Below are 26,100 nucleotides of genomic sequence, written 5' to 3'. Positions count from 1 at the left end.
ATGTGGCTATCGAGATTTAGACTGAGTGCGGTTTCACCCAAGCAACTTGCGGTATTTGAAGCCTGTTTAATTGGATTAGTATCGGGACTCGCAGCGGTTGCCCTGAAGCGCGGGGTCGGTTGGCTGGGTCAAGAGCGACTTCAAATCGCGACGGTTCATCCTGCTTGGATTGTGCTGCCTGCGCTCGGGATTGTAGCGGGACTGTTAGCAGGTAGCATTATTGAGCGGCTGGCACCGGAAGCCGCAGGCAGCGGTATTCCGCAAGTGAAAGCGGCTTTGGGGGGGGTGACGAGTGCGCTCAATCTGCGAGTTGCGATCGCAAAACTTGCGACCACCTTGCTTGCCCTGGGATCAGGATTAAGCATCGGGCGGCAAGGGCCTACGGTTCAGATCGGAGCCGCGATCGCGGCTCAGTTGAGCGATTGGGTTCCGACTTCTCCGATTCATCGGCGGCAGTTGATTGCAGCAGGAGCGGCGGCAGGATTAGCAGCCGGATTTAACGCGCCGATCGCAGGCGTTTTATTTGTCGTTGAAGAACTGTTACAGGATGTTTCTAGCTTGACGTTGGGAACGGCAATTTTGGCATCGTTTGTGGGTGCCGTGGTGTCTCGTCTGTTGGGAGGAGACGGACTAAACGGCAGGACAAACTCGTTGGAGATTATGACGAGTTTTAACCTGGAGGCGATTCCGGTCTTTTTAATCGTCGGCATTGCATCAGGCTTGCTTGGCTCTCTGTTCGTGCGGGGAGTTTTGTTCAGTCTGAAATTTAATAACAAAGTGATGAAGTGGAGTTTGCCCCTGCGGATTGCCTTTGCCGGGGGAGTTTCAGGAGCCGCGATCGCAATTCTTCCCGATGCACTGCGGGGAAATGCGAGCTTACAAGAAGTTTGGATTACCAGCGAGTTTGGCTGGCGGATTACGGCAGTTATTTTCATTACGAAGTTTGTCTTAACCCTGGTGGCATTCGGGTCTGGTGCGCCGGGGGGATTGTTCGCTCCTTCGTTGATTTTGGGTTCAGCGTTAGGGTATCTCATTAGCTTTGCGGCTCAAAGTATTGAAAATGCGGGAGTTCCATTGGGGTTAGATTTGAGTGGGTCGCTCACGACTACGGCAGCACTCACTGGAATGGGGGCTTTTTTTAGTGCAGTGACTCGTGGCCCGATTACCGCGATCGTCATCGTATTCGAGATGACCACAGACTTTAACATCGTGCTGCCGCTGATGATCGGGTCTGTGACGGCTTACTTAGTGGCAGAGAGTTTGTTTAGCGGATCGATCTATAAGCATCTGCTTGCATCCAGAGGCATTCATCTGCAATCGAATCCAGACTTGGAAACGCGGCTGGCGGGCTTGACTGCTGCGGATTTGATGCAGCCACGAGTCGAAACTCTATCCAGTGAGATGAGATTGGATGAAGCGATTCAAGCGTTTTCACGATCGCATCATCGCGGCTTTCCGGTGATTGATAACGGCAGGTTAGTTGGAATTGTCACACAGACAGACTTAGGGCACATTGCAGAACGGCAGCTACAACATAGCCAGCCGCTCAGCGAAATTATGACTCCCCGCCCGGTCGCAGTCCATCCAGATGATCCACTCAGCCAGGTTTTGTATTTATTAAACCGCTATAAGATTAGTCGATTGCCCGTGGTGGATCGTCGGAAGTTAGTCGGAATTATCACAAGAGCAGACATTATTCGAGCGGAATCCGACAAACTCAGCGACACCACAAAAGTCGGGCCGCGATCGGAGCCGTCGTTTGTGGTGTATCAAACTCGTGCCCCCGAAACCGGGAAAGGTCGGGTGCTAGTACCGATCGCCAATCCTCGAACTGCCGGACGACTCCTCCAGATGGCAGCAGCAATCGCGCACGAGCGCGACTATGAACTGGAATGTTTACAGGTGATTCCGATCGCCCGCCATCGCACTCCTGCTGAAACTGGGGTTTCAACCACAATCAGCCGCAAACTTTTAAAGCAAGCCGTCTATTTAGGCAAGCAATGGAATATTTCAGTGCATACTCAAGTGCGGGTGACGCATGACATTGCTCAAGCCATCCTAGAGACGATTAAGGAACGGCACATTGATCTGATGATTATGGGCTGGAACGGCGAAACTTCTACATCCGGTCGAATTTTTGGCAGCATTGTCGATACGATGATTCGGCAAGCAAGCTGTGATGTTGTTCTCGTGAAACTTGGGGCTGATAAAGGGATGACGCTCGATCGCTGGCTAGTTCCCACAGCAGGCGGTCCTAATTCCCGGCAAGCAATTCAGCTGATGCCTGCCTTGGCGCAACTCTCTAAGGCTCCAGAAGTTTGTCTGTGTCAGATACATCAGCCGCAGCGTGATCTTCCTGATCCAACTCCACTGAATGAAGCGATGCGATTTTTAAACGCACGTCTCGCCTGTCCGGTTGCTCTCAAGCCTGTTTGCGCCGATTCAGTGTCCGATGCGGTGATTGATTTGGCGCAGCAGGGTCAGTGTGATGTGATTGTGTTAGGGGCGACCCGTGAAGGGTTTCTACAACAGGTGATTCAGGGCAATATTCCAGAAGCAATTGCGCGGGGCTGTAACTGTACCGTAGTTCTGATGCGGGGCGCGATCGGGTGACGTTAAAAATTCCTGCAATTCCTGCGGGATTTAGCAATTCTTGATAATTTGATGTGGTTTGGAATACATTTTACAATCGCCCGAATTCGCAATAATGCGATCGTCAGAACCCGATTCGGCTTCGCTCCCACACCTCACCTTTCTGTTTTGGTTTGTACAAAATATGACACAGTATTGGCTTTCTAGATTTCTCCAACAAGCTGGATTCGCAATCGCATTAGGCTCGATCGTGGGAGCCTGTGGTACAGGCGGCACCTCCAATCAAAATCAAACGGCAGCTTCTCCCAATGCAGCGGGTGGTGGCGATTATGTGATCGGTATGGTGTTAGTCGGACCAAAGAACGACGCCGGATGGAATCAGGCACATTTTGAAGGGATTGAAGGCGCGATCAAAAACGTGCCTGGAACGAAGTTGGAATTCGTCGATAAGGTGAATCCTGCCGACCGTCCCAACGTCAAAGGTTCTCAGGTTGCGGATGACCTGATTGCGAAGGGCGCAAAGCTTGTGATCTTTAACTCGGATGACTTTAAAGACGACGCACTCGAAACTGCGAAAAAGCATTCCGACGTGAAAGTAATTCACGCTTCCGGTGACTATGCTTGGAAAGAAGGGCAAAACTTTAAAAGTCAAGCGAACCTGACCAATATCATGGGACGGATGGAATACGGAAAAATGCTGGCAGGCTGTGCAGCGGCGTTGGGCACAGAAACCGGAAAGATCGGCTATTTAGGCCCATTGATCAATGACGAAACTCGGCGCTACACTTCTGGGGCGTTCCTGGGTGCAAAATACTGCTGGGAGAACTATCGTAAAAAACCTGCTGCGGATTTGGATTTCAAAGTCACCTGGATTGGATTTTGGTTCAACATTCCTGGCAAGACGCTTGACCCGACCAAAGTTGCAGATGACTACTACAACGGTGGCTATGATGTGGTGATGAGCGGCATCGATACGCCAGAAGCAGCCGTACAGGGCAAGAAGGCAGCAGAGGCAGGTAAAAAAGTGAAGTATGTTCACTATGACCTGGAAACAGGCTGTTCGCTGGCTCCGAATATTTGTCTGGGGGTGCCGTTCTATCGCTGGTCGCTGCCCTACACAGATGCACTGAAAAAAGCAAAATCTGGCAACTATCCGAGCGAGTTTGTTTGGTCGGGGCCTGACTACCAAAATCTCTCTGCACCTTCAAGTGGAATGATTGGTTTCAACGTGGGGCAAGCCCTCGGAGACAATAAGAAGTTTCTCGATGAGTTTGCTAAGGGTATGGCAGACGGCAGTATCAATCTGTACAAAGGCCCGATTAAATTCCAGGATGGCTCAGATTTTGTCAAAGCTGGCGCAACAGCAACGGAGCAGCAAATCTGGTACATGCCGCAGTTGTTAGCGGGAATGGAAGGCCCAAGTAAATAAAGCGGTTCGTGTAGAGTGAATTTTCTGAGGGTGGGGAGTGGCGTTTCGCAAGAGAAGCAAAACTACTTCACCCTTTACTCCCCATCCCCTACTCCCACCTTTTTACTGCTGTGTGAATAGCTTATGAAAATCGAACTTCAACAGATAACAAAGCGGTTTGGACAAGTTTTAGCAAATGATCAGGTGTCGATGACTGTGGAGGCTGGAAGCATTCATGGTCTATTGGGTGAAAACGGAGCAGGGAAAAGCACGATCGTTAAGGTTCTGAGCGGCTTTATCAGTCGAGATTCCGGGACGGTTTTATTCGACGGCAAACCCGCAAGCGTAAAAACTCCAGCAGATGCGATTCGATCGGGCGTGGGAATGCTGCACCAAGATCCGCTAGATTTTCCGCCGTTGACGGTGCTGGATAATTTTATGGTCGGTCGGGGTGAGGTGCTATCGAAGGGGATTTTTTCAGGACTGAAGTTTGTGAATCCCGATCGCGCTCGTCAAGAATTTCTGCGTCTCACCGAAACCTTTAACTTTTCGCTCAGTCCCAACAGCCGTGTTTCTGATCTCACCGTCGGTGAGCGGCAACAGCTTGAAATTATTCGGCTACTCTCGCTCGGCGTGAAGACGTTGATTCTGGATGAGCCGACCACTGGGATCTCTGCGGATCAAAAAATAGCCTTGTTCAATGCGGCAAGACAGCTTGCTTCAGAAGGAAAATCAGTCATTTTTGTGTCGCACAAGCTCGAAGATGTGGAGGAACTGTGCGATCGTGTCACTGTTATGCGAGCCGGAAAAGTGGTCGGCAATGTTCAGGTTCCTTGTCCTGATTCAGTGCTGATTGATCTCATCTTTGGTAAAGAGCTTGCGCTGCCGATGAAACCTGTGACCCGGCAAGCTGAACCGATGTTGGAATTGCACAATGTCTTGGTCAGAGACGATCGCCTAATGCTGAAAATGGGTAACTTCAGTGCCTATAAAGGGGAAGTGATTGGACTTGCAGGACTCGAAGGCAGTGGACAGCAATTATTGTTACTACTCTGTGCGGGATTGATCCGAGCCGCGACGGGAACTGTGGCGATCGATCAGGTCGATATGACCCAAAAGCCTTATGCAATGTATCTTAAGCATGGAATTGGTTATTCTCCCGCCGATCGACTGAAAGATGGATTGATTCGAGGTCTGTCGATTCACGAGCATGTGATTTTGCGGAGTCAATCGCGGCGATTGATGATCGATTGGAAAGGAACTCATCAGCAAGCAATCGACGCGATCGCAACCTTCAACATTCGGGGTAAACCGCACTCTTATGTCGAACGGCTTTCGGGTGGAAATCAACAAAGAACCCAGCTTGCATTGTTACCTGTGCCGTTGAATCTATTGTTAATGGAGCATCCCACACGCGGACTCGATATTGAATCGACGCTGTGGGTGTGGAAGCAATTGATTGCCAGATGTGAGACGGGGACAACCATCTTATTTATGTCTTCGGACTTGGATGAGATTATGCAGTATAGCGATCGAGTTTTAGTCTTTAGTGGCGGTCAGGTGTCTGCACCGATTGAAGCCTCGAAACTAACCGCTGAGAAGCTCGGACAGATGATCGGGGGTCGACTTGTTGAAGTAGAACCTGCAACTATTTAGGAACCATGACACTAAACCGAACGCTTACTTATCAAATTGGCGCGATCGTGATGGCGCTTGTGGTAACGATGATCATCATTTTGCTTGCAGGAGCATCGCCGATCGCAGTATTTACTGAGATTGTTTCGGGTGCATTTGGCACACCCGGGCAGTTTGCGCGAGTGATTGCAACCTTAGCACCCCTATTGATTATTTCCTGTGGACTGCTGTTTACCTTTACTGCTGGATTGTACAATTTAGGGATTGAAGGACAAATCGCGTTTGGCGGCATTGCCACAACGTTTATGCTGCGGCTGACACAAGATAGCTTTCCGCCGGCGATCTCCCTGACTTTAGCAATTTTGGCGGGTGGAGTCGGTGGAATGCTCTGGGGAGTGTTTGCAGGTGTTCTAAATATCTATGGACGGATCAACGAAATCTTTGCAGGATTGGGGTTGAACTTTCTTGCCGATGGCTTGGCGCTGTATTTGGTGTTTGGCCCTTGGAAGCGTCCGGGGGTAGCTTCAATGAGTGGAACGGAACAATTTCCAGAATCATTATGGCTGCCAACTTTTGGAAATACGGATGCAAGCCCGATCTCTCTGTTGATTGCACTGTTGGCGATCGCGACGACGATCGTTGTTCTTGGTAGAACACGCTTTGGTTTGAAGCTTCGAGCGGTCGGACAAAATCTTCGCGCCTCTTATGTGTTGGGCATTCCCTCGGTGCGTCAGCTTCTGAGTTCATTTGCAATCTGTGGAGCCTTTGCCGGGGTCGCCGGGGCGCTGCAAGTGGTGGCAGTGTTTCACCGATTGATTCCGAACATTTCGAGCGGATTGGGATTTCTGGCGCTGTTGGTGACGCTGCTGGCGGGAATGAATGCTTGGTTATTGTTACCGATCGCGTTCTTCTTTAGTGCGCTGAACATCGGGAGTTTGCAGCTTCCATTGGATCTGAATTTAGAATCCTCATTGGCAGGCGTAATTCAAGGAACCCTAGTGCTGTTTGTGATTTTGGGTAAGGGCTTGAGCGAGTGGAAGCGCGGGACGGTAGCCCGATGATCTGCCGTAATATTGCATTTTGCCAAATTACTAACAGAAAAGCGCGATCGCTAGATTGAAACGATCGCACTCTACCTTGCTAAGCTGATTAACAATTCCGCAATCGAGTTAAAGCAACGACTAGACTGTCTACTGAAGCTCGAACCGTTGAAGGAGAATGATTCGAGTTGACGATAATGCTAAAGACGATTGGCGAGTAGTTCGGCGGGGTCACATAGCCCGAAAGCGCTACCACACCCGAAATGGTTCCAGTTTTGGCAAACACAATTCCTTGTGCTGGGGTATTCCGAAATCGATTGCTTAAGGTTCCACTCACGCCACCAACGGGGAGCGATCGTCGAAATACATCCACATCGGGTCGTTGCGCCATTGCTTGCAAGGTCTGTACCAATGCTTCAGCACTGGCGCGATTGCGACCGGCAAGCCCGGAACCATCGACCATACTGAACCGATTCGGATTTACGCCTAGCTCGGTCAGAATCGATCGTACTGCCGCGACTCCGCTGGCTGTGGAGTCTGAACTATTTGGGTCTTGCAACCGTCCCAGTGTCTTCAACAGCGCTTCTGCATAAGCATTATCGCTGTCTTGATTGGTTGTAAAGATTAAACGCGATAGGGGAGGAGAAATCACCGATGCGAGTTCAACTTCTCCGGGGGGTGCGGGTGTCCGTTTTACCAGCGTTGAACTTTTAACTTGAACGCCTGCACCCGCTAATCGTTGGCGAAACTCACCCACAAAATAATTACCCGGATTGGAAACCGCACCCTCACCGATCACATTTTGATTCAACATTAGGCTATTGACTGGAGGGGCATATGCTTCCCCGCGATCGTCTGCATCCCAAAAAAGATTGTAGTCGGCTCCCCGAAAAATGGTGTCGTCTCCAATCAACTGTTGCACCTGACGAATCCCTCGCTGACGTAATTGTTGCGTCAGTGTATTGAGTTGCGCGGTTCCAAAACTTGGATCACCCTGACCAATTACCCGCAGCGTTAACAAATCGGGACTATTGGTGTTGCCAAAAACCGGAGTGCGAATTTGATATTGTGCGCCTAATTTTGTGAGGGCTGCTGCGGCGGTAAAAACCTTGTTGTTAGAAGCGGGAACCAATTGCGTAAACGGATTACGAGCATAAAGATTCTGGCGTGTCCCGCGTGCTGCTTGGGTTTGCACCAAAACGCTCCAACTTGCAGGTAGGCGATCGACAATCTGATCTAAGGTTCTACCTAACTGAGCCGGACAAATGCCACCATTGACCGGAGGCTGAACTGGGCGCGTCGGCGTGGGAGGCGGTAGCGGTATGGGTTGTGTGGAAGGTGGAAATAGGGGAGCTTGAGCGCGGACGGGTGCAGTTAAACTTTCCAGTGAGACGGACAGGGCAAGCGTTGCACAAAAAATTCCGTGGGGCAACAGCGCGAACTTCATAGGAGGCATTTCCGGGTAACATTTCCATCGGCATTGACTAGAACGCCGAGGAATTTGTTGCACGATCGATCCGCGAGTTAATGTCAGTCCGATTAAATTTTTGCTTCGTTGTTAGCGGATGTGTGCCCCCTAAACCCCCCACGAGTGGGGGACTTAGAAAAAAGATGTTCCCCAACAGCGAAGGATTCCTTCACCTTCAAAGTCCCCCAGAATGGGGGATTTAGGGGGCGATCCGAGGATATAAACGCAGCAAAGACCATTTTGCTGAACTCACATCATTAAATAACTGCGATCGATCGTGCAATAAATCGCTGCCATTATACGCTCATCGCCAGCATTTTCTCGATCGGTTGTAAAGCGGCAATCCGAGTCGATTCTGGCAAGGTGATTTCAGGCGTTTTGTGTTTCATTGCTAGGTAAAGTTTTTCCAGCGTGTTTAGCCGCATATGGGGGCATTCGTTACACGCACAGTTGTTGAGCGGGGGAGCCGGAATAAATTGTTTATCCGGTGCAGCTTTCTGCATCTGGTGGATGATGCCGGGCTCAGTCACAACGATAAACGAGGTGCGATCGCTCTTTTGGCAGTATTTCAGCAATGCCGTCGTTGATCCAATGTATTCAGCATGGCGCAGAACCGCTTCTTCACATTCCGGGTGAGCAATCACTTCGGCTTCTGGATATTGCATTTTTAACTGCACCATCTTCTTTTCGGAGAAGGTTTCATGCACCATGCAGCTTCCTTGCCACAGCACCATATCGCGTCCGGTTTGCTCCATCACGTATTTACCGAGGTTGCGATCGGGGGCAAAGATAATCGGTTGATCGGCAGGAATTTGATTGACGATCTTCACTGCATTGGCGCTAGTGCAGATAATGTCGCTCATTGCCTTGATTTCTGCGGTGCAATTTATGTAGGAAATTACCAAATGATCTGGATATTTTGCTTTGAACTGCGCGAATTGATCCGGTGGACAACTATCCGCAAGGGAACAGCCTGCATTGAGATCGGGCAGTAGCACCAACTTATCGGGATTGAGAATCTTGGCGGTTTCTGCCATGAAGTGAACGCCTGCAAATACGATCACATCTGCATCGGTTTGAGCAGCTTGTTGGGAGAGTCCAAGTGAGTCTCCAAGATAATCTGCGGCATCTTGAATGTCTGGATCTTGGTAATAGTGCGCCAAAATCACAGCATTCATTTCGCGTTTGAGTTCCGCGATCGCACCCAATAAATCACGCGGCAGGGAAGGTTTAGTCGGAGCAACAGTCGTAAACATAGCGCGATCGGTCCGGTAGGGAGTTTCAATAATTATAGTCTAAACTACCAAAAATAAAAGTATCTTTATGGCTGAAACTACCAATGCCGATCGGTAAGGCGCGATCGCGCAAAGTGAGGGTGATCGTGGTTGGAGGGTTAGGCGTTTTGACGGAGGCGATTTCGCAGAGATCGACCTCCATCGACCTCAACGAGTCGATCGACAATACCGCGTCAACACACTCACATACAAACTCGTCCCCGGCATCGGGAAATCGGACTCCATTGATTCAATACTGGCGGATGAAAGGTGTTTTTTGCCCAACGATGAGCTATTTCAGTTCACCGATGAGCTATTTTAGTTCACGCGATCGCTGTTTTAGTGATCCGATGCACTATTCCAGTCCACGCGATCGCCGTTTTAGTTCACGCGATCGCTGTTTTAGTTCTCTGATGAGCTATTTTAGTTCTCTGATGAGCTATTCCAGTTCACCGATGAGCTGTTTTAGTTCACGCGATCGCTGTTTCAGTTCACCGATGAGCTGTTTTTGCTAATCAAGTACCCAGAGTCAGGGGCACTGGTGTTCCGGTTTCGGGGATGCGATCGAACTCAATTCGATACGTGCCAGTAAATCCTGTCCCCATCACATCAAATTCCCAACCGCCCGGAACTTGACGCATCGGAGTCGCATTCCGCATTGGATCATCGCTGGCAAACTCCTCGCTGTTGTATAAATACAGTTCCAATGAAGGCTGTAAAACAGCACGAACATAGTATTGTTTCGCGAACACAATATTGTCAGAAAAACCAACCCCAAAGAGATCGCGCTCACCGACATAAAATTCCAGTCGCATCACCAAATCAGTCTGCGACAAACTCGCTTTCAGGTTGAGATAGCCCTCCCAAATCAGCTTTTGGTCATCTGCCCAAGGCAATGACAAATCCGTATCGCTGAAGTCTCCAGTACGGAACGGCCCGTAACAGTTTTCAGCTTCTCTACTTTGATGGAACAATTCAAAATCAACCCCTCGCGGCTTCACCGACACCCCGAAGAAAAACTCACTCTTGCCGAAGAAGTCAAAGCCTCGTTTCACCTGTGCTCGTACTTGGCGCAGCCGAGTTCGCACATCTCCATAAAAGAAGCGTGTCGCAATCTCAAACGATTCCCGCGACGTAATAATCGAATCAAAACCACCATGCGACTTATGAATAAACGTGCGAGGCGCACTGTCGATTTGGGCACAACTCAGTTTGACTAAACCATCACTCCGGTTGAAGTTCATTCCCATTTCACCCGCGATCGGTGAAAGTCGATTCAGCAATGCCGCCGCTTGATTGTTGTAAGCCCGGTAGTTTGTGCCCACCACACAAAGCATACGATCGAGCGGAAAATGTCGCGCAAAGTTCACAGCAGAAGTGGGATTGCTAGGATCAGCTTGGTTGTCTGGGTTGAAATGTTCTAGCTCGTTTGCAGACTCGATCGGCAACCAGCGCAAATCTTTTAGCAGTTGGAATGACACCCCTTTATGCGGCGTTCCGAGCGTCACAATCTTATTAATCGCTTCATCAGCCGCCGTTGCACTGCGTTTTGGATACGTGCGCTGAATCGCTTCCCGTACCACTAAGCCCCCCATTGAATGCGCGATGATATTCACTTTCGGCTTTGTTCCCTGAGATTTAATGGCACAAAGCGCCCGAATAAAATCGATTAACCGCACCAGTGCTTCCCCATAAACCGGAAAGGTACGATCGCACAAATCGTAATAGCGAAACACCCACAAACTCTTCCACGGCTCATCCGATCGCAGAAAATGCAGCGCCATTGCCGGATCGATAATAATGCGACCGCTAAAGAAATGCGGATCAAAGACCTTGAGTTCCTCTGGAATCACAGGCGGCGTTGCCATTTGGCTCGGATAGTAGCCGACTACATTGGTGGCATCGTTGTAGCGCCAATCCGATTTGATAAACCGCAAAACCATTCCTTCGTAGATGTAGTTCTCACCCCGTTTCTGTGGATAGACACTGCCATCATTGAATCCCTGATAAGTTAATCGCCGTTCGTCTGCACTATCCCCCGCCGCAAATCCACGAATCATAATGATCGGTAGCGGTTGACGAGTTGGATCAGACCACATCACATTAGACATCACAATCAATTTGCCCTCTTCTAACTATGGGGAAAAGCCTGTGATAGTTATGTCTTATCTTGCAGGTTTTGCACCCCTTTAATTCAGAGGGATCTACAAGCAAGGGCGATCAATTACGGATTGTCGCTACAGAGCGATCGAATCGATTCACTCAGGGCAGTGTTTGTCGAGAGATAATTCGCCACCCAGCCACAGGCTGAGGCTGAGGGATGCGTCTTCAAGACCTGCTCAAAGTTCCAGAGTATGACCGTATGATCGCGGCTTCCAGAGGCTAGCAACGTTCCATCCGGATTAAAGGCAACGCTGTGAACGCCATCGGTATGACCGCTCAAGGTTGCGATCAATTCGCCTGTGTTCGTCCAGATTTTGATCGTTTTATCTAAACTGGCTGAAGCGAGTAGGGTTCCATCTGGACTAAACGCCAGACTGTAGATTTGATCTTGATGTCCCAGTAACGTTTTGATGAGGGTGCCATCGAGCTTCCAAAGTTTAATCGTGCGATCGAGTCCACCCGTCGCCAGAATTGAACTCGAGAACGCGATCGCTCTAACTTCCCCATCATGTCCAACGAATGAAGTTAAGAATTTTCCGGTGTCGGCTTGCCAGAGTTTGACGCTGCCATCTAAACTCGAAGACGCGATCGAGCGACCATCGGGACTAAAAGCAACCTTTTGAATCGGCGCGCCGTGGGCAACCCAGGATTTCACAACGCCTCTTCGCAGATTCCAGATTCGCAAGCGTTTATCCTGTCCGGCAATGACAAGAAAAGTGCCGAGCGGATGATAGTCTAAGCTTTGGATCGCACCGATGCTAGGATTTGGGGTTGGTTTAATTGCTGTACCATCTAACTCCCAGCGCTCTACTATCCCGTCTAATCCAGTTGCGATAATCTCTTCACCCGTTGGACGAAATTTTGTATCCAATTTCCAACCGCCATCACTCCTCAAATCCCGGATAAAATTACCGCTTTGTGACCAGAGCTTCACCGATCGATCCTTGCTTGCAGACACCAGCCATTCACCGTCCGGGCTAAAGGCTACCTGATGCACATCGCTACGATGTCCTTCCAATCGGGTCATTAATCCATTGTTCAATTGCCAAATTCTTGCCGTTCTATCCGCACTGCCAGTGACGATCGTTTGTCCGCTTGGGTGGTAGGCTGCTGCCCAAATTCCATTTTCGTGTCCTGGCAGCGTTCGCACTAATGTTCCATTGCGCTGCCATAGCTTTAGGGTTTTATCAAATCCAACCGAGGCAAAGGTTTGCTGATGTGGATTCCACACGACGCAATTGACACCATCGCTTTGCGCTTCAATTCTGCGAATCAGGCTTCCCGATCGGCTCCATAGCCCGATCGTATCGTCGAGGCTCGCTGATGCAATTTCGCTTCCGTCTGGGCTAAAGGCAACCGATCGCACCGAATCTTCATGCCCCGATAAGGTTTTGATCAAGCGACCTGTGCGCGTCCAGAGTTTGATCGTGCGATCGGCGCTGGCGGTTGCGATCAACTCGCCATCCGGACTAAATGCGACAGCATTCACCCCTTGTTGATGCCCGTTCAGCGTCTGGATGAATTGACCCTGGCGCGACCAGAGTTTCACGGTACGATCGGCGCTGGCAGTTGCGATCGTGCGATTATCGGGACTAAATGCGACTCCATAAACTGTGTCCTCATGTCCGCTCAGCCGCTGTATTTGCCAACCATCATGGCTCCACAACTGCACCATATTATCTGCACCCCCGGTCGCGATCAGTTCCCCATCAGGACTAAACGCGATCGCAAACACACTTCCGGTATGCTGCTTTAGGGTTGTAACCGGAGATCCATCTTTGCGCCAGAGCTTGACGGTTTGATCTTCAGATGCTGTAGCAATAAAATCTCCATCAGGACTAAAGCTCACGGCGCGAATCCCGCCGGTATGACCCGACAGCCGATTCGACTCAGCCGCCGTGTAAACAGCTTGCCCCAACACGCGATCGACTTGGGCCAAAACTCCACGATCCTGAATGTGCGATTCTTGCGCGATTGCACGGGCACGGAGCGCTTCGATCATGGCATCTAATCCATGCCCTAGAGCGTAAAGCAACTCGGAATTGCTGGTCATCGCGATGATGCTGCTCCGAGTTGCCTGCTGATACTGCACAGACGCGATCGACCCCAGCGCGATCGCGATCACTAATACCGCGCTCAGCAACACTAAAAGTTGGCGCTGGAGCTTTGTATTTCTGCGCTCTAGTACCAGTCGTGCCGCGATCACTTGAGCGCGATCGGCTTCAAGATCGCGCAGCGTGGTCTGTTCTTGTAGCGTTTGACTGGCAGAGAGAAAGCGGTAATCGTCGTCACTGAGTTGTTTTCCGATCGACCAGTTTCGCGCATCGATTAGCGCTTGTCCCCGCAACAATCGCGATTCATCTTCATAACCGGAATTTTTCCACTGTGTCAGTGCCTCGGAATACGGACGCAGCTTGGCAAATTGTCGATCTATCCAGCTAAGATTAAACACCGCTTCATACACGGGATTCTTAACGCGGAGATATCCGTCCGATCGCTTAACTAATCCAGACAGCAGTAAGGCGATTTGTTCGACGCTGTTATCGATTTCAATACCCTGATGTCGTTGCTGAAATAAAGGATAGTTTTGATCGATATCGAGCTTAGGCGATCGTAAAATTTGCTGATACAACTCCAATAGCCGTCCAATTCGGCCTTGATCAGCGACAATGCGATCGCGAATAGTTTTCAGATGTTCGGGGCGATCTTGCGCTTCCCAATTGTCGATCGCGCGCAGTTGAAACCAATACTCTAGCGTCAGTGGAGAAATCGCGACAGTTTCGCCTGGTTCTGTAGACTGCTCGGAAGCCTCGCGCACTACAATCTCGCAGAACTTCTGAGTCAGAAACGGCTGTCCCCCTGTCCACCTTAGAATCTGGTGCAGCACCAATTCTGGATTTTTCACCACTCGCCTTAAGCCTTCGATCAAAGGAGCCGATTCAGAAAACTGAAATCCTGCAAGCTCGATCGCTCTGCCAATATTAAACGGCGTTCTTTGTTTGTCGCTGATCAGTTCGGCAGGCGTTGTCACTCCAAACAGCGCAAAACTCAACCGTCGAAATGCAGGATTTTCCGATCGCTGGTGATAACAAGAGCGAATCAACGCAAAAAAATCATCAGCGGGAAACTTGAGTGCCAGCACACTATCAATTTCGTCGATTAAAATTGCAACGTTTTGCTGGATCTGTGCGAGCAAAACCGTCTCCAAAAACTGTTCTAACCGCTTCACAAACGTCAAATGCGCGCGATCGCGCCACCACCGCCCAAGCTCAATCTCTAAGTCAAAACTACTGACTAGCGCCGCCGCGATCGAGGCATACCACTGCTCTGCGCTCACCTGCTGCACGCCAATTCCAGTCATATCGATCGTGCAGCACTGTACCCCTGCTTGCCGCAGTCGCTGCATCGATCGCACCCGCAAGCTCGACTTTCCCATCTGCCGCGAATTAAACACATAGCAGAATTCACCCGCAAGCAGCGCTTGATATAGCTCCTCATCGGCTTTGCGCTCGACGTAATACGCCGCATCCGGCGGCAAACTGCCCCCCACCTGATAGCGCGAATTCGAGCCTTGAACAGTCACAGTGTCGAAAGTGCTTGCTGAAAGAATTGACGATACAGTTCGCAGCTTGGCGAAATCAGAGAATTCTTCATCCGCACTAACCCTTTGCTCTGAAGCTTAAATGCTTGAAGTGGTTCCACTTCTACGGGCGCGTCCGAGAACACCACCCGCCTTAATGCTGCCATTAACTCTGGATATTTTTGCAGATCCCACAAAAGATTCCGTAAATGATTCCCATATACGCCATCACTGGTGGTCGATCGCAATAATTCCTCGATGCTAACGCTCTGAAGGCTCAAGTGATGCAGACCCACCTGCACCAAATAAGGATTGCCGCCCGTTAAGTTCAATAGCGCTTCTGCCGCAGTTTCGAGATCCTCAAAGCCATAGCGTTGCGCCAGATCAAGCACCTGTTCTGCATTCAGCGTTGGTAGCTCAACCAGCAACCCTGCATTAAACGGCGATTGATTCAGGTGCAGCGGGACATAGACTTCAATGGAGTGAATCAGCACCAGCCGTAGTTTCTGCCAAAGTTCACTTTTCGCATCGCCATAGCGCGATTTTTCATACCATGCCCGCAACATTCCAAAAAAATCAGCCGCGATTTCTGGATGCTCAAACACGGCATCCACTTCATCGAGCGCCAGCACGATCGGCTCGGTAATCTCGGTAAGAATGTAATTTTCAAAGTAGTTGGTGCAGTTGTAGCTGTTGCCAAACAAATCATCCCAGTGGCGATCGAGGTGATTGTGCAAGCCGAAATTTTGCGACACGATCGCGCAGAACCACTGCAAAAATCGCCGCAAATCCGTTAATACAGACGCATCGGCTAACTGCAAGCTAATAATCGCAGTGTGATAGTGCTGCTCTCTGAGCTGGGTGAGGACTCTCGACACGAGCGAGGTTTTTCCCATTTGCCGAGGCGCTTTGACGCGCACCAAGGCTCCAGGCTGCATCAACGCTTCATAGCACAGCGCTTCGATCGGCGGACGGTAGACGTAAAACGGTGAATCGATCGGCAACTGCCCGTTTGCAAGCAGGCTCTGTCGGTTGAAGGGCGGACTGTCTGCATCAGTATAGTCTTCGGGGCTGAGCCTCAGGTCAAACGCCCGAAAGTAGTTCTCTAAAGTATGTTGATCAACGGCAACCTTGCGGCTCCGCACTCGTGCTAAGGTGTTTGGACTCAATTCCGTCCGATCGCTTAGCTCTTGGAGTGTGTAAGGCTTACCAGAATGTTGCTGTTGATTGAATCTCGCTTCAGCAGCTTGGAGGCGTTGCCAGCCGCGAGCGCTAAGGATAACTCCTCGTTTGCGCTTCGCGGGCTGGCGTGGAGACGGTGCATTTGACATGGATAGACATTAACCTGACAAACAGCATAGGCTTTGGAAATACACACAAGCAATAACGTGATTTCTAGCTTTTTAAGTAGAATAAAAGGTTTTACCGGCAAAAAGCTTGCCGCTGAGTTAATTCAGTGAAAGGACTTCGGATTAGATGATTTGCCTCAGTCATCCGTCGCTTCTAGCCAGTATAAGTTTGTCTGAAATTCTTGCCGCACAGCAAATTCACAAATTACTTTTTTTGGCTTCGTTTTAACGACAAAAATCTAAATCATTACGCAAGTTTGCAGTGTAACTTTTGTGTATCCGCAAAATGGCGTAATTTAGTACGACAAATGAATGATGAATCTGAACCAATTTCAGCGAATTAGAGGTGAAGCAGTAAAACAATAAGCGCTCTGGCGCTTGACAGTCGTGCTATTCAGGCTATTTTCTGCAAGCGCCCGAATCGTTTAACTGTTGCTCAATCCCTCGATCGCAGCATTTTCGGCTTAAGTGGTGGACTTAAGTCGTGATCTTCAGTAGCCAATCGGGGCGTTCAGAGGCAAACTAAGCAAAGGTAAAGTCTGCATTGCATCCGTATTTTCCCGGTTAAGTAAGTAGGATACGCAGTGCTAATGCTCTTAGAGGTGAGTAAAAAGGCGATTCTGCTTCGATCCAGATAGTAGAAATATTCAAATAGAAAATTACTTAATTCCGACTTAGCTGAAATTAAGTAATCAGGGTGCATGAGGGATGAGGATATGATGTCAACCCTATCTAGAACTTCGAGACAATGTTAACCCGAAACAAAGCGTTAACCCGAAACAAAGCGACCGAACTTAAAAGCCGCAGACTTGAGGCGATCGTAATTGATGGACAATCTCGCGTAAATAGGATAGGTTCTTGTGAGGTTAATTGCAGGACTGCAAACTATATTATTACACGGCTGATTAGTGCAGTTCGGGACTGAACAATTCTTTAGTCCCTCTCCACAATTTTTTGCCAGGTAACGCTTTACAGTTTATTTTTACCTTCATACACTGCCCCATTACAATCTCGTTTGACATTCGTTTTTATTCGCTCAGTTGATGAGTTGTGTAGGCTGATTTACTTCTAATGAAGACCATTCTTGTAATCGAAGACGATGAGCTGATCCGGAACAATCTGCTTGAAATTCTGGAACTCGAAGGGTTCCGGGCGATCGAAGCAGAAAATGGTCAAGTCGGAATTCATAAAGCCAATGCCTATCTCCCCGATCTTGTGCTTTGCGATATCTGTATGCCAGAGCTTGATGGCTATGGTGTTTTAGAGTCGCTGCGATCGACTTCGCAGACTTCGACCATTCCGGTTGTGTTTCTAACGGCAAAAAGTGAACAGCGCGATATGCGGTACGGAATGAATTTAGGTGCAGATGACTATCTCGTTAAACCCTGTTCGGTGAATGAGCTAGTCGGCGCGATTTCAACCCGCCTGAAGAAGCAGGCAGCCTTCATTCAACGGTATGCTGCTCAACAACATCAGGCAACCGCAGCCTTCCGTCGCGGTGCAATGCTCGATCCGTTGACCAACTTACCGACTCGCGGCTTGTTGTATCAGCATCTGCAAAACCTACTGACTCTGCAGTCTGATACTCAGTCTTCTATTGCAGTGCTGTGTCTGAATCTGCGACGCTTCCATGTGATTAACTCCAGCTTTGGGCACACGGTTGGCGATATCGTGCTGCAAATGATTGCTAACCGTCTGAGCAAGATTGTGCAATCGAATGGATTTTTAGCGCGACTCAATGGGGATCAGTTTGGAATTGTGCTGAGGGATGTGTCGGGAGCAGAACTCGAAGCCTATGCTCAAATGCTGCTCGATCGCGTGACGCTGCCCTGTGTGATCGACGGTCGCGAGATTCGATTGAACATCAGCCTTGGAATGACCTGGACGAATCAGGCGGAGGGAACGCCGCAGGACTTGCTAACTCAAGCGGAAACAGCCCAACACTGGTGTCAGCAGCCCAATATATCGGCTTACCGGCGCTATGACGCTGAGTTGGATGCGCTGGAGATGGAGCGGCGCTTGATCGAGATGGATTTGGTCAAAGCGATCGAGCGGGCTGAGTTTCGGGTGTATTATCAGCCGCAAGTGGATTTGAGGAGGGGGCAGATCGTCGGGGTAGAGTCGCTGGTGCGGTGGCATCATCCAACGCGAGGCATTGTATCTCCGGACACGTTTATTCCGATCGCGGAAGAGCTGGGCTTGATTGTGCCGCTAGGAGAATGGGTGCTAAGAACGGCGTGTCAACATGCAAAACAGTGGCAAGACTTCTATTTGCAGCCGCTGCAAGTGTCGGTGAATTTATCAATGCGGCAGTTTCAGCAGCAGGATCTACCGAAGCGAGTGGAAGCGATTCTGCAGGAAACGGGGATTGATCCAAAATTGCTGATTTTGGAGTTGACGGAAAGCTGTGTGATGCAGGATGTGCAGATGACGATCTGTACTTTAAATGCGCTCAAAGCATTAGGAATTGAGATTTCGATCGATGATTTTGGTACGGGCTATTCGTCGCTGAATTATCTGTATCAGTTGCCGATCGATGCGTTGAAGATCGATCGAACGTTTGTGAAGCAAATTCATTCGAGCGAGGGTGCAGTTGCGATTTCTGATGCCATTATCAGCATGGCAAAAGGGTTAAGGTTGCACATTGTGGCGGAGGGAATCGAGAACCAAAATCAGTTGGAGTTCTTCCGCGATCGAGGATGTGATGCCATTCAAGGATATTTCTATAGTCCGCCGATTTCGGCAGAGGAAATGCAATCTCTTCTGAAGAAAGATCGACGACTTTAATAAGTGGAGATTTGATTTAGGCTCCAGTCATAATCCAGATAAGAAATTCTGGCGTTTTTAGGGATTGCTGGATTAATGTATTCGGCGATCGAGGGGGCAACGCTGAGAAAATCTTGGCGATACCATTTGAAAATTTTGCTACAGTGCAAAACATTGCGATCGGCATCGTATTTTACTTTTTCGGGGTTTTGAATAAATCGATTTCTGTCGGCTTCAAGTTGTTGATCAACGCAGTTGGGAAAATAGGCTTCATTTCTTAATAACGGGCAGCCGATCGAAGCGCAGACGATCGCAAAATGAATGCGCGGATCTTGAAATTGTTTTCTCAGGCGTTCGTTTTCGATTTGTCCTAAGCTGAATTTCTGATTGAATGCAGTGCGATCGCGATTGAAAAAGAATTGAAAAAAGGCAATCCAATTGGGAATGCCGAAAACTTTAGGCTGAATTGATCGGATCGGATAGCGCGGCAGAATTTTCTCAATGACAAAGGCATTGTAGAGGTTAATCCACAAACTTAATTGCTCATCGGGTGTGGGATTGCTCCATTCTAGAGATGAGATCCATTCTGTGACTGCGTTAGGCTGTTCTTGTTTCCAACGAACGTAATCGACTTGTCCGTGATCGTTTACATACGTCTGTAAGAGCTTGTTCCAGGGCTCAAAATCCATTGTTATCCCTCAATTTCAGAAAGTTCCATCCAGCGAATCGTAGACGTTTCGATTTGTTCTTCTAGCTTTGCTAATTGTTCAGAAAGTTTCTGAACTTCGGTAAATCCGGCGGGTGGATTGTTGTAGAGTTTTTTCTCGATCGCTGCTTTTTCGGCTTCGAGTTCAGGAATTTTCGTTTCTAGAGTTTCAAGTTCGCGCTTCTCTTTGAAAGATAATTTACGCGGTTTATTAGAAACAGATTTTGCTGCGATTGGCTTCGGTTCTGGTGCTTTTTCGACAGTAACTTCTTCATCCTTTTTGTAATCCAGATAAATCGAGTAATTTCCTGGATACTCGCGCACGTTGCCGCCTGATTCGAGGGCGAAGATTTTATCAACGGTACGATCGAGAAAATAACGATCGTGCGACACCACTATGACGCAGCCGTTAAAATCTTCTAGATAGTCTTCTAAAACCGCTAAAGTTTGCACATCTAAATCGTTAGTCGGTTCGTCGAGAATTAGAACATTCGGTGCGCTCATCAATACTCGGAGTAAGAATAAACGCCGTCTTTCTCCACCCGATAACTTATTGATTGGCGCATATTGCTGATTTGGTGGAAACAGAAAGCGCTCTAGCATTTGAGACGCGGTGATCACTTCACCTTCTGAGGTTTTGACTAGTTCCGCCACGTCTTTTAGATACTCGATCACGCGCTGATTTTCGTTGATTAAAAGATCGTCAGAATGCTGATCAAAGTAGCCAAAATGAATCGTACTTCCGGTTTCGATCGTGCCCGAATCCGGCTCAAGTCTGCCTGTAATTAAATTGAGAAGCGTCGATTTTCCTGCACCATTTCCACCGATGATCCCAACTCGATCTTCAGGGTTGAAATTATAGGTGAAATCTTTGATTAGGGTACGATCGCCAAACCCTTTCGCGACGTGATCCAGTTCAACAACCTTTTTACCAATGCGCCGTCCTGCAGTTGAGATCTGCACTTTAGTCTGAGCTTGTCTAAACTCAGTTTCCTGCATATCGTGAACGCGATCGATCCGGGCTTTCTGTTTGGTGCTGCGGGCTTTGGCTCCTCGTTTGAGCCATTCTAATTCTCGTCGTAATACGCCTTGATGCTTGCGTTGTGAACTCGCCTCAGAAGCTTCTTGCGCGGCTTTCTTCTCCAGATAGTAAGAATAATTGCCGTTATAGCTGTAGAGTTCGCCGCGATCGAGTTCGATGATTCGATTGGTGACGCGATCGAGGAAATAGCGATCGTGCGTTACGAGGAGCAATGCACCCCGAAATCTGCTGAGATAGCTTTGCAACCATTCGATCGACAGTGCATCTAAATGGTTGGTCGGCTCGTCCATTAATAAGACATCCGGCTCTGATAACAATGCAGTCGCCAGCGCAATTCGTTTCCGATAGCCCCCGGAGAGTTGTTCAATTTTGGCGTTGAGATCTTGAATTCCGAGCTTCGTTAAAATGATCTTCGCTTTGGTTTCCAGTTCCCAAGCGTTGAGCGAATCCATCTTCTGCGTCACCTGCGACAATCGCGCCATAGTCGCATCAGAATTGCCGTTTGCATGGGCTAACTTCTCAGATAGCTGCTCGTATTCTTTCACCAGCGACATCTGATCGCCGCTATCTGCAAAAACTTGTTCTAAAACCGTTCGCTCTGGGTCAAGATCAGGCTGCTGCGGCAGGTAGATCATCCGGCTGCCTGAAGTTTTCGTCAGCTCGCCTGCGTCGATCGATTCCAATCCGCCGATCATCTTCAGCAAAGTCGATTTTCCTGATCCATTCGTTCCAATCAGTCCGACTTTTTCGCCTGCTTCTAGCGTAAAACTGGCATCGCGCACAATTTCTTTGATGCCGAAATCTTTTTTGACCGATCGTAGCGTTAGAACACTCATGATTGATTGAACGAAACCCGCTCATCAACGGTAGCACTGATTGAGGTGGGGAGTGGGGAGTAGGGAGAATTAACAATCTACCCCTGCTCCCTACTCTCTACTCTTGCGGTGCCACTCGGTCTTTGAATCCTTTTCCTGCTGCAAATACCGGAACTCGTGTCGCTGGAATTTGAATTGCCGCCCCGGTTGCCGGGTTGCGTCCTTCACGGGCTTGACGTTCCCGCGCTTCAAAGCTACCAAATCCTACGATCGTCACTTTATCCCCACTAGCAACAGTTTCCAAAATGGTATCGACCATCGCCGTTAAGATTGCATCTGCTTCTTTCTTAGTTACGCTTGCCTTTTGAGCGATCGCGTCTACTAATTCACCTTTGTTCATCTGTGTGTCCTCACAATAATTCCAACGTAGATTCCAACATAATCCGCTGCATTGTAGTGCAAGATTTTGCAAAGTTCAATCGTACTATGCAATTTCCTAACACAAAGTATCATTAGAGTGTAGAACTCAAGTGTCAGTTATGCTGCTTTCAGCGTTCGATCTTAAACCCGTGATTGATCTAACCGACGAGCAGTTTTACCAACTCTGTCGGGCAAATCCCGATGTCAAGTTTGAACGGGATGCAACCGGAAAGATTTTAATTATGTCTCCTTCAGGCGGAACCACCGGAAATCGTAACTTTGAGATAGCTGCTGAATTCGGTATCTGGAATCGTCAAGCTCAGTTAGGTGTTTGTTTTGATTCTTCAACGGGATTCAAGTTGCCGAATGGAGCAACTAGAGCGCCCGATGTCGCGTGGATTGAGCGATCGCGTTGGGATGCCCTCACCCCTGAACAGCAGGAAAAATTTCCTCCGATCGCACCCGATTTTGTGCTGGAACTGATGTTCCCGTCTGACACTTTAGAAGAAACTCAAGCCAAGCTGCGAGAGTACATCGAGAATGGCGTGAGATTAGGTTGGTTGATCGATCGTAAAACCCGCCACGTGGAGATTTATCGCTCGGATCAATCGGTTGAAGTGTTAGATAATCCGACTTCACTAGAGGGTGAAAATGTTTTACCGGGATTTGTGCTGAATTTGGCGATCGTCTGGTAGGGTCTATTCTTGAAGCATTTTGGCAAGTGAAACATGGTTGTACCCGCGACGTGCCAGCCCGGAATTGCGGCAGGAATGGCAGCTTTACAGATGTTTTACAACACGGGTACGGGCTTGTGGGATACCTCGAACTGGTGGAATGCGGCAAATGCGCTGGAAGCAACGATAGAATATTCGCGCCTAACCGATTCCCTCACGTATCGCGGCAATATCTTCAATACGTTCTATCAGAAGCCGAGGTATGCGAATTTTATCAATCCTTGGTTTCGGGATGATGATGGCTGGTGGGCGATCGCTTGGATTCGAGCTTATGATCTCACAGGTGAACAGAAGTATTTAGACCAAGCCAAGTTCATCTTCTGGGACATGACCAAAGGCTGGGATAACGTTTGTAATGGCGGATTGTACTGGCACAAGCGCGAGTTAAATTACAAAAATGCAATTACTAACGGATTATTACTTTCGGTTGCAGCAAAGTTGAATCTACGTGAACCAAATGATAAACGCTATTTAGAATGGTCGCAAAAGATTTGGAAATGGTATCAGCAAAGCGGAATGATCAATGTTGAGAAGTTAGTGAATGATGGTTTAGATAGCAACTGCCGCAACAATGGAAAAACAATCTGGACATACAATCAAGGTGTTTTGATCGGTGCATTAGTGGATTTGTATCGAGGGACAAAAGATGCGGAGTTATTGAAGCAGGCGGAAGCGATCGCGGATGCGTCGATCGTAAAACTCGCCCGCAATGGCATTCTGCGCGAACCTTGCGAAGACAACAATGACTGCGGCAATGATGGGCCGCAATTCAAAGGAATTTTTATGCGGAATTTGACGGACTTGTATCGCGTCAGTCCCAAGCCAGCTTATCGCGAATTCATTGCCAGAAATGCAGAGTCGATCTGGGCAAATCGCAATGAGAAAAATCAGTTTGGTTTGAATTGGGCAGGAACGATCGATAAAGCCGATGCAACTCGACAAACAAGCGCGATCGATGCTCTGAATGCTGCAATTTCACTTTCGACCGCAAGAACTGTTCAAGCCGAGAATTTCGTCGCAACTAGCGTTCAGCCAAATTATGTAATGAGTCAGACTGAGAATGATTTGACTCGGTTTAAGGTGTCGATCGGTTGTTCGGGTCGGTATGATTTGGTGTTTCGATACGCATCCCCCCAAAGCGCAGTTCGGTATGTCTATGTGAATGGTCGAAGTTTGATCGATCGACAAGCGTTTCCAGCAACAGGTAGCTGGAATCACTGGCAGTCAATCAAAATCGAAAATGTCTGGCTAAATGCAGGTGATAATTCTGTTTCAGTGATTTTCAATTCGAGTAAAGGCAGCCAGAATCCTTTAGCGCTGGATGCTTTATCGATCGATGTTTCTCGTAGTTTGAAATGAATGTGATTCAGAAAGTTACACATCGCTTAAATCAGATTAAATCTCTGAGCGTTTACGGTTTTGATCTGATTCAAGAGCGAATGACTGATTTTTCTCAGTTACAGCACTATGATCAAGCCAATACTAAATTGATTCCAGATTTCGATCGCGTCATTTTCTTTGGTGATTCAATTACTGATTTTTGGGATTTACAGAGCTATTTTCAAAATCAGTCTTATGTCAATCGCGGAATTGCTGGACAAACGACACCGCAGATGTTGATTCGGTTTCGTTCAGATGCGATCGCGCTTCGTCCCAAAGCCGTGATTCTTCTCGCTGGAACGAATGACATTGCAGGCAATACAGGCAGCGCGACGATCGCTCAAATTCAGGATAATCTGATGTCGATCGTCGAGCTTGCAAAATATCACCAAATCCGCGTGATTCTGGCTTCACTACTCCCAGTGAGTGAACTGGTTTCCGCTACTCGTCCTCTCGACAAAATTGCGGCACTCAACGATTGGATTCAGAACTATTGCTCAGAAAATGACTGCGTTTATCTCGATTACCACAGCCAGATGGTAGACGATCGAGGTTTCCTACAATCTCATCTTTCGGTTGATGGGTTACATCCAAACGACGCAGGTTATAAAATCATGGCTCCACTCGCAGAAGCCGCAATTCAAGGGGTGATATGACGATCGAATTCAGTTTAGATGCCAACCGTGAAGCGATCGACTGGATTCGATCTCTTTTAGCAACGGTTAATTTTGAAGGGAATCTACAAATCGAATCCGCTTCTGAGCCTTGGGCATTCCATGTTTGCTTTTATTTGCCGAACGACGATCGCAGCAAAATTAATCAAATCGAAACAGCATTGTCATCGCTTCATCGCACTGGAATGACAACAGAATTAGAAATGACGGTCGTTGAACAAGAATCAGAAGACATCGTTACTACACATCGAATCGGTAATAAATTTGTGATTGTGAATGGAAATTATGAAGCACAATCAAATGAAATTGCCTTAAACATCGAGGAAAGCCTAGCATTTGGTAGCGGCTTTCATCCCACAACAACACTGTGTTTACGATTGATTGAACGCCACGTTAAGCCAGACTTAGAGATTTTAGATCTGGGTTGTGGAACTGGAATCTTGAGTGTGGCAATGGCGAAATTAGGCGCACAGGTTCATGCGATCGATAACGACGCGATCGCAGTTGAAGCTACCGAACGCGCGATCGATCGAAATTCGGTTGATGTTAAAGTCGATCGCGCCAGTCTCGGCAAAGGCAGCGATTTAGGGCATTGGATGGGCGGCGAAGCTCCGGAAACATTGTCGATCGAGCCTGCTCAGAACTTTGATCTGATTGTTGCCAATATGTTTGCTCGAATCCTGATTGACTTGAGCGAAGATTTGAAAGCAGCACTCCGACTAGCGGGACGATTAATCTTATCGGGATTCACGATCGAATACGAAGAAGAATTAACCGAAACGCTCATACCCTTGGGATTTGAACGAATCGATCGAGAACAACTTGGAGACTGGATTGCGATCGTTTATCAGCTTCATTGAGTTTGACAAGAAGAATTCGCTTCGATGCTGAAACCAGGATCGCTGCCTAAATTCGCTATATAGAGGGGCTTTGAGTGACTTCTGTAACTCATCTGTTGTAGTCTATTTTCGATTTGATATCGGTATTTGATATCAGTAAAAGTTTGCAATGGATCGCAATCTCAAAATGTTGCATTGCTCTCCCGAAATCAGAG

18 protein-coding genes are annotated in these 26,100 nt (G+C 48.4%); 10 read left to right on the top strand and 8 right to left on the bottom strand.

The features are described 5' to 3' along the window. The 4 genes from NC980_RS05750 (at position 1) to NC980_RS05735 (ending at position 6,696) form a co-directional block, all read left to right on the top strand. Positions 1–2,613, top strand: a complete 2,613-nt coding sequence (locus NC980_RS05750) for a chloride channel protein (RefSeq protein WP_190377814.1) — start codon at positions 1–3, stop codon at positions 2,611–2,613. 94 nt (positions 2,614–2,707) lie between these two features. Next, on the top strand, positions 2,708–4,021 hold the full coding sequence (locus NC980_RS05745; RefSeq protein ID WP_242027058.1) for a BMP family ABC transporter substrate-binding protein: 1,314 nt from the start codon (positions 2,708–2,710) through the stop codon (positions 4,019–4,021). 123 nt (positions 4,022–4,144) lie between these two features. Further along, positions 4,145–5,656, top strand: a complete 1,512-nt coding sequence (locus NC980_RS05740) for an ATP-binding cassette domain-containing protein (protein WP_190377813.1) — start codon at positions 4,145–4,147, stop codon at positions 5,654–5,656. A 5-nt stretch (positions 5,657–5,661) separates the two neighbouring features. Then, positions 5,662–6,696: an ABC transporter permease gene (locus NC980_RS05735; RefSeq protein ID WP_190377812.1), complete on the top strand. Its 1,035-nt coding sequence runs from the start codon at positions 5,662–5,664 to the stop codon at positions 6,694–6,696. 88 nt (positions 6,697–6,784) lie between these two features. On the opposite strand, the gene dacB is transcribed toward NC980_RS05735, so the two are convergent. Continuing rightward, a complete protein-coding gene (dacB, locus tag NC980_RS05730) occupies positions 6,785–8,122 on the bottom strand; it encodes a D-alanyl-D-alanine carboxypeptidase/D-alanyl-D-alanine-endopeptidase (RefSeq protein WP_190377811.1) in 1,338 nt (445 codons plus the stop codon). Positions 8,123–8,439: 317 nt separating this feature from the next. Next, positions 8,440–9,399, bottom strand: a complete 960-nt coding sequence (gene nadA / locus NC980_RS05725) for a quinolinate synthase NadA (RefSeq protein WP_190377810.1) — start codon at positions 9,397–9,399, stop codon at positions 8,440–8,442. Positions 9,400–9,482: 83 nt separating this feature from the next. On the opposite strand from nadA, the gene NC980_RS05720 reads away from it, so the two are divergent. After that, a complete protein-coding gene (locus tag NC980_RS05720; protein WP_190377809.1) occupies positions 9,483–9,932 on the top strand; it encodes a hypothetical protein in 450 nt (149 codons plus the stop codon). On the opposite strand, the gene NC980_RS05715 is transcribed toward NC980_RS05720, so the two are convergent. From NC980_RS05715 to NC980_RS05705, 3 genes are all read right to left on the bottom strand, one after another. Beyond that, a complete protein-coding gene (locus NC980_RS05715; protein WP_199298602.1) occupies positions 9,933–11,528 on the bottom strand; it encodes a hypothetical protein in 1,596 nt (531 codons plus the stop codon). Positions 11,529–11,641: 113 nt separating this feature from the next. Then, positions 11,642–15,163 carry an AAA-like domain-containing protein gene (locus NC980_RS05710; RefSeq protein WP_190377808.1) on the bottom strand — a complete coding sequence of 1,174 codons (3,522 nt, stop codon included), beginning with the start codon at positions 15,161–15,163 and terminating at the stop codon, positions 11,642–11,644. Beyond that, the gene (locus tag NC980_RS05705) at positions 15,160–16,491 is read right to left on the bottom strand and encodes an AAA-like domain-containing protein (RefSeq protein ID WP_190377807.1); all 1,332 of its coding nucleotides are present in this window, start codon (positions 16,489–16,491) and stop codon (positions 15,160–15,162) included. Before NC980_RS05705 ends, NC980_RS05710 begins: the two co-directional genes overlap by 4 nt. Before the next feature lie 1,089 nt (positions 16,492–17,580). On the opposite strand from NC980_RS05705, the gene NC980_RS05700 reads away from it, so the two are divergent. Next, complete coding sequence (locus NC980_RS05700; protein WP_190377806.1) at positions 17,581–19,296, top strand: EAL domain-containing response regulator; 1,716 nt, start codon at positions 17,581–17,583, stop codon at positions 19,294–19,296. Here the strand turns inward: NC980_RS05700 and NC980_RS05695 are convergent. The 3 genes from NC980_RS05695 to NC980_RS05685 all read right to left on the bottom strand — a co-directional run bounded on the left by NC980_RS05695 (position 19,293) and on the right by NC980_RS05685 (position 22,238). Further along, positions 19,293–19,964: a DUF547 domain-containing protein gene (locus tag NC980_RS05695; protein WP_190377805.1), complete on the bottom strand. Its 672-nt coding sequence runs from the start codon at positions 19,962–19,964 to the stop codon at positions 19,293–19,295. The genes NC980_RS05700 and NC980_RS05695 overlap by 4 nt on opposite strands. A 2-nt stretch (positions 19,965–19,966) precedes the next feature. Then, complete coding sequence (locus NC980_RS05690; RefSeq protein WP_190377804.1) at positions 19,967–21,859, bottom strand: ABC-F family ATP-binding cassette domain-containing protein; 1,893 nt, start codon at positions 21,857–21,859, stop codon at positions 19,967–19,969. Between the two features lie 97 nt (positions 21,860–21,956). Further along, the gene (locus NC980_RS05685; RefSeq protein ID WP_190377803.1) at positions 21,957–22,238 is read right to left on the bottom strand and encodes an HU family DNA-binding protein; all 282 of its coding nucleotides are present in this window, start codon (positions 22,236–22,238) and stop codon (positions 21,957–21,959) included. A gap of 139 nt (positions 22,239–22,377) precedes the next feature. On the opposite strand from NC980_RS05685, the gene NC980_RS05680 reads away from it, so the two are divergent. Genes NC980_RS05680 through NC980_RS05665 form a run of 4 tightly spaced genes read left to right on the top strand, consistent with a single transcriptional unit; the run spans position 22,378 to position 25,906 of the window. Beyond that, positions 22,378–22,953 carry a Uma2 family endonuclease gene (locus tag NC980_RS05680; RefSeq protein ID WP_190377802.1) on the top strand — a complete coding sequence of 192 codons (576 nt, stop codon included), beginning with the start codon at positions 22,378–22,380 and terminating at the stop codon, positions 22,951–22,953. Between the two features lie 33 nt (positions 22,954–22,986). Then, entirely contained in the window at positions 22,987–24,351 is a 1,365-nt protein-coding gene (locus tag NC980_RS05675; protein WP_242027057.1) for a glycoside hydrolase family 76 protein, read from the top strand. Beyond that, positions 24,348–25,028, top strand: coding sequence for a GDSL-type esterase/lipase family protein (locus tag NC980_RS05670; RefSeq protein ID WP_190377801.1), 681 nt, complete (start codon positions 24,348–24,350; stop codon positions 25,026–25,028). The genes NC980_RS05675 and NC980_RS05670 overlap by 4 nt, the downstream gene beginning before the upstream one ends. Beyond that, the gene (locus NC980_RS05665) at positions 25,025–25,906 is read left to right on the top strand and encodes a 50S ribosomal protein L11 methyltransferase (protein ID WP_190377800.1); all 882 of its coding nucleotides are present in this window, start codon (positions 25,025–25,027) and stop codon (positions 25,904–25,906) included. Before NC980_RS05670 ends, NC980_RS05665 begins: the two co-directional genes overlap by 4 nt. The last annotated feature ends 194 nt before the right edge of the window (positions 25,907–26,100 follow it).

The sequence above is a fragment of the Leptolyngbya sp. AS-A5 genome, assembly GCF_039962495.1.
Lineage (GTDB): Bacteria > Cyanobacteriota > Cyanobacteriia > Leptolyngbyales > Leptolyngbyaceae > Leptolyngbya.
Note: the sequence above shows the minus strand (reverse complement) of the source record. Positions and strands in the feature narration are given on the sequence as shown.

Coding starts and splice junctions, on each gene's coding strand:
- NC980_RS05750 (WP_190377814.1), top strand. CDS start 1: ATGTGGCTATCGAGATTTAGACTGAGTGCGGTTTCACCCAAGCAACTT.
- NC980_RS05745 (WP_242027058.1), top strand. CDS start 2,708: ATGCGATCGTCAGAACCCGATTCGGCTTCGCTCCCACACCTCACCTTT.
- NC980_RS05740 (WP_190377813.1), top strand. CDS start 4,145: ATGAAAATCGAACTTCAACAGATAACAAAGCGGTTTGGACAAGTTTTA.
- NC980_RS05735 (WP_190377812.1), top strand. CDS start 5,662: ATGACACTAAACCGAACGCTTACTTATCAAATTGGCGCGATCGTGATG.
- dacB (WP_190377811.1), bottom strand. CDS start 8,122: ATGAAGTTCGCGCTGTTGCCCCACGGAATTTTTTGTGCAACGCTTGCC.
- nadA (WP_190377810.1), bottom strand. CDS start 9,399: ATGTTTACGACTGTTGCTCCGACTAAACCTTCCCTGCCGCGTGATTTA.
- NC980_RS05720 (WP_190377809.1), top strand. CDS start 9,483: ATGCCGATCGGTAAGGCGCGATCGCGCAAAGTGAGGGTGATCGTGGTT.
- NC980_RS05715 (WP_199298602.1), bottom strand. CDS start 11,528: ATGTCTAATGTGATGTGGTCTGATCCAACTCGTCAACCGCTACCGATC.
- NC980_RS05705 (WP_190377807.1), bottom strand. CDS start 16,491: ATGTCAAATGCACCGTCTCCACGCCAGCCCGCGAAGCGCAAACGAGGA.
- NC980_RS05700 (WP_190377806.1), top strand. CDS start 17,581: ATGAAGACCATTCTTGTAATCGAAGACGATGAGCTGATCCGGAACAAT.
- NC980_RS05695 (WP_190377805.1), bottom strand. CDS start 19,964: ATGGATTTTGAGCCCTGGAACAAGCTCTTACAGACGTATGTAAACGAT.
- NC980_RS05690 (WP_190377804.1), bottom strand. CDS start 21,859: ATGAGTGTTCTAACGCTACGATCGGTCAAAAAAGATTTCGGCATCAAA.
- NC980_RS05685 (WP_190377803.1), bottom strand. CDS start 22,238: ATGAACAAAGGTGAATTAGTAGACGCGATCGCTCAAAAGGCAAGCGTA.
- NC980_RS05680 (WP_190377802.1), top strand. CDS start 22,378: ATGCTGCTTTCAGCGTTCGATCTTAAACCCGTGATTGATCTAACCGAC.
- NC980_RS05675 (WP_242027057.1), top strand. CDS start 22,987: ATGGTTGTACCCGCGACGTGCCAGCCCGGAATTGCGGCAGGAATGGCA.
- NC980_RS05670 (WP_190377801.1), top strand. CDS start 24,348: ATGAATGTGATTCAGAAAGTTACACATCGCTTAAATCAGATTAAATCT.
- NC980_RS05665 (WP_190377800.1), top strand. CDS start 25,025: ATGACGATCGAATTCAGTTTAGATGCCAACCGTGAAGCGATCGACTGG.